The organism is Actinophytocola sp., assembly GCF_050699935.1.
GTDB lineage: Bacteria > Actinomycetota > Actinomycetes > Mycobacteriales > Pseudonocardiaceae > Actinophytocola.
In genome coordinates, this window is sequence record NZ_JBOHGB010000262.1 from 1 (window position 1) to 4442 (window position 4442).

At 74.4% G+C, this 4442-nt stretch carries 1 protein-coding gene; it reads right to left on the bottom strand.

The window, feature by feature from the left end:
- Nucleotides 1-4442: amino acid adenylation domain-containing protein (locus ACRDTB_RS37400; protein WP_431436995.1), on the bottom strand; the 4442-nt coding region annotated here is incomplete at both ends.

Consider the following 4442-nt stretch of genomic DNA (forward strand, 5'->3'; position numbering starts at 1 on the left):
ATGCGCAACACCACGGTGTTCGCGACCAGACCGACGACCTCCTCGAGGCCCGGCTCGACGCGGTTGGCGAGCATGGTGGCGACGCGGACGTCGTCCTGGCCGCTCCAGGCCCGCAGGGTCGCGGCGTAGGCGCTTAGCACGACCATGAACTCGGTCATGCCGTGGGCGCGGGCGGCGGCGCGAAGGGCGGTCACGTCCTCGGCGGACAGTGTGGCCCTGGTGGCCGCCGACCGGAGACGCCGCACGAACGACGCTTCGCCGAGCTCGGCGAAGCGGCTGCCCTCGCCGTCGGCGAGGGCGGGCCATGGCGGGCTGAGCGTGTCGAGCCAGTACGCGCGTTGCCCGGCGGCGGCGTCGGTGGTGAGCCAGTCGGCGCGGTCGGCGGCGAGCCAGCCGGCGCCAAGCGGGGCGGGCCTCGGCGCGGGCGCGCCGTCGACGGCGATCTCGCGGTAGACGCGGGCGGCATCGTCGAGCAGCAGGGTGAGCGACCAGCCGTCGCAGACGATGTGGTGGATGTTCAGGAAGATGACGTGGCGGTCTGTGCCGACGCGGTGCACGACGACCCGCATCAGCGGCGCACGGTCGAGCGGCACGGCCTCGCGGGCGGCCGCGGCCATGCGCCGTTCACACTGGCGGACGGGGTCGTGCTCGCCGGTGAGGTCGACCGTCTCGACGGTGACCTCGGCGTGCGGCTCGACCACCAGGACGGGGCCGAGGTCCGTGGCTTCCACGCGGCCGCGGAGCGCCTCGTGCCTGGCGGCGAGCGCGGCGAAGGTCTGCTCGAGGACGGCGAGGTCCAGCGGCCCGTCGGCGCGCAGCGCGCCGACCATGCCGAACAGGCCGACGCCGGGCAGCTGGTTGGCGATGTCCCACATCTGGCGCTGGGCACGGGACAGCGGGTAGCGGCGCGCCTCGGCCACCGGTGCCGCGGCCGTCTTTGGTGCCGTTCCCGGCCGCGCGGTGGCGTCGTCGAGTGCGTGCGCGAGGCCAGCGATCGTGGGCGCGGCCATGAACGTGCCCATGGACAGCGCACCGTGGCGGGCACGCAACCGGCTGACCACCTGCATGGCGGTGAGCGAGTCGCCGCCCGCGTCGAAGAACGTGGTGGTGGTGGCGTCGATGTCACCGGCGCCGAGCACCTCGGCCCACACCTCGCGCACGCTGTCCTCCCGGGGAGAGCGCGCCGAAACCTGTGCGGGCGGGGCCGGGGTGGCGCCGCGGCCTACGAGGCCATGGGAGGCGGGCGCAGCCGGTGGGGTGACGGCGGGCCGCTGCTCCGTCTCCATGAGGCGGGCGAGGTCGGCGATGCCGGGCAGCGGTGTGCCGCGGAACGGCTGTTCCGGGTCGGCGATCATGGCGGCGATGGCCCTGCGGTGCACCTCGGCGCCGAGCACGAGCGTGCCGTGCGGGAGCGCCGACTCGTCGTACTCCATCAGCAGCCGCAGCTCGTGGGTGCGGACGTCGACGGTGAAGTTGGACCCGAACGCGTAGTGGGTGGACTCGAGCTCGTCGGCGTCGATGAGGTCGAGGCTGCCGGCGCGGACGAGGTCGCGAGTGGTGTGGTAGTCGGTGAAGTTGAAGCTGGAGTCGAACAGCGGCTCCGCGCCGTGGGCGGCCTGGATGGCGGCGTTCGGGTACCAGCGGTGCCGCATCATCGCCTGTTCCTCCTCGTGCGCCAGCACGGCGAGCTCGGCCCACGTCTGTCCGGCGAGCGCGACACGAAGCGGCAGCTGGTTGAGGAAGAGCCCGAGGATGCGGTCGGAGTCCGCGCTCTCCGGCCGGCACGCGAAGACCATGCTGGTGGCGACGTCGTCGGTGCCGGTCAGCCAGGCCACGGCCCGCAGGTGCGAGGCGCACAGCAGTGCCTTGACCGGGACGCCGAGGCGGGCCGCGGTGGCACGCAGCCCGTCGAGCGAGTCGGCGAAGTCCACGTGGAACTGACGCATGACGGGCGCGTCCGCGCGGCGGGGGGCGATGAGCGTGGCCCGGTCGGCGGTGCGCTCCGCCCAGAACCGGCGGTGGTCCTCGTCGGCGAGCGCGCGATGTTCGAGGCCGACGTAGTCGGCGAACGTGGTCCTCGGGCGTGGCACCGGCGGCGCGGCGCCCTCGGCGAGCAGCATGCGGTACTGGGCGTGCAGGTCCTCGAAGAAGATGTTGACCGACCAGCCGTCGAGGATCGCGTGGTGGTGGGTGAACACCAGCTGGTAGTCCTCGGCGGAGGTGGTGAGCACGACGAGGCGGAACAGCGGCGGCGCCGCGAGGTCGAAGTCGGTGGCCGTCTCGCGGGCGACGACCTGCCGGATCCGTTCCTCCTGCTCCGCCCCGGCGAGCCGGGTGAGGTCCTCGAACTCGATCGGCACGGTGACGCCGGTGTGCACGCGCTGGATCGGGCCGAGCTCGTTCGCGAGGTCGAACGTGGTGCGCAGCACGGGATGCGCGTCGGTGACGGCCTGCGCGGCGGCGCGGAACGCGACCGGGTCCATGACGCCGCGGACCCGGTAGCTGAGCATGATGTGGTAGATGCGGGCGGCGGGCGCGAGCTCCTGGTGGTAGATCATCCCGGACTGCATGGCGGTCATCGGGTAGGCGTCGACGATGTCAGGTGCGAACGTGGCGCCCGCGGGCAGCAACGAGAAGGGCTCGGCACCGGCGTGTGGCTCACCGGCGTCCGCGGTGGCGCGGGCGGCGAGGGCCGGGACGGTCGGCGCCGCGTACACGTCCCGGACGGTGAGCCGCAGCCCGCGGTCCTTGGCGAGGCTGACGAGGCGGATGGCGCGCATGGAGTCGCCGCCGCCGTCGAAGAAGTCGATGCCGGTGGTGACGGCCGGGTCGGCGAGCACCTCGCGGAACAGGTCGAGCAGGATCGTCTCGCCCGCCCCGGACGGGGCGGCGGCGTCCTCGGGTACCACGGGCGTCCTCACCCCGGCCGCCGCGGCCACGACGGAGGCGCGGTCGAGCTTTCCGTTGGTGGTCAGGGGAAGCTCGTCGACCACGGCGACCGTGCCGGGGACCATGTAGCGCGGCAGGACCGCCCGGGCGGCGGCGGCGAGGCCGGCGGTGGACGGCATGGTGTCACCGGCGGGCACGACGACGGCCACGATGTGCGCGCCGCTCTCGTCGCCGGCGACCGCGGCCCCCGCGGCCGCGACACCCGGCTGCGTGGCGAGCACGTCCTCGATCTCGGCGAGCTCGACGCGGAAGCCGTTGACCTGGACCTGGCGGTCGCGGCGGCCGAGGTAGGACAAGGTGGTGCCGTCACGGCGGGCGAGGTCGCCGGACCGGTACATGCGGGCGCCGGGCACGGCTGAGAACGGGTCGGGCAGGAACCGCAGCGCGGTCTCCCGCGGCCTGCCGAGGTAGCCGTCGCTGACCTGCGGGCCGCCGACGTAGATCTCGCCGACGCAGCGGTCCGCGACCGGGGTGCCGTCGTCGTGCAGCACGTGCAGCGCGGTGCCGGGCAGCGGGCCGCCGATGGCGGACTCAGCGGTGCGCACGTCGTCGGGACGCAGCCAGTGCCACGACGCGTGCACCGTGGTCTCGGTGATCCCGTACATGTTGACGAGCCGGGCGCGGTGGCCGACCTCGGCGTACCAGCGGTCGACGAGCGCGCGGTCGAGTGCCTCGCCGGCGAACAGGACGTAGCGCAGGTCTTCGGTGGCGGCCGGGCGCGCGGCGAGCGCGGGCAGCATGACGGTGAGCGCGGACGGGGTCTGGCTGAGCACGGTGACCCGTTCGCGGGCGCAGAGCTCGGCGAAGTCGCCGGGCTCGCGGGTGGTCCACCGGGGGACGACGACGAGGCGGCCGCCGTGCAGCAGGCAGCCGAACATCTCGTACATCGACACGTCGAACGAGCAGGCGTGGAACAGGGTCCACACGTCGTCGGAGCCGAACCCGTAGCCACCACCGGTCGCGTCGATCAGCGCGAGCACGTTGCGGTGGGTGACGCGGACGCCCTTGGGCCGTCCCGTGGAGCCGGAGGTGTAGATGACATACGCGGCGGCGTGCGCGGGCACCGGGTCGAGCGGCGCGCCGGCGCCGGCCTCGGCGAGCGCGGCGAGCGTGGTGGTCTCCCCCGGCACCGCCTGGTCGCCGCCGGTGATGGTCACCCGGGCGCCCGCGTCGGCGAGGACACCGGCGACGCGGGCCGCCGGCCAGGAGTCGTCGAGCACGAGGCACGCGGCCCCGGACGCCATGACGCCGAGCACGGCCACGACGAGGTCCAGGCCGCGTGGCAGCGCGATGCCTACGACGTCACCGGGGCGCGTGCCCGTGGTGCGCAGCCCGCGTGCGGTGGCCTCGACCCGGGCCATGAGGTCCGCATAGGACAGCGTGCCGTTCTCGGCGGTGACGGCGGTGACGGCGCCGCGGCCACGGGCGACGCCGGCGAGGCGGCCGGTGAGCGACTCGTCGGTGCCCGCGACCCGCTCCGCCGCCGCGCCGAC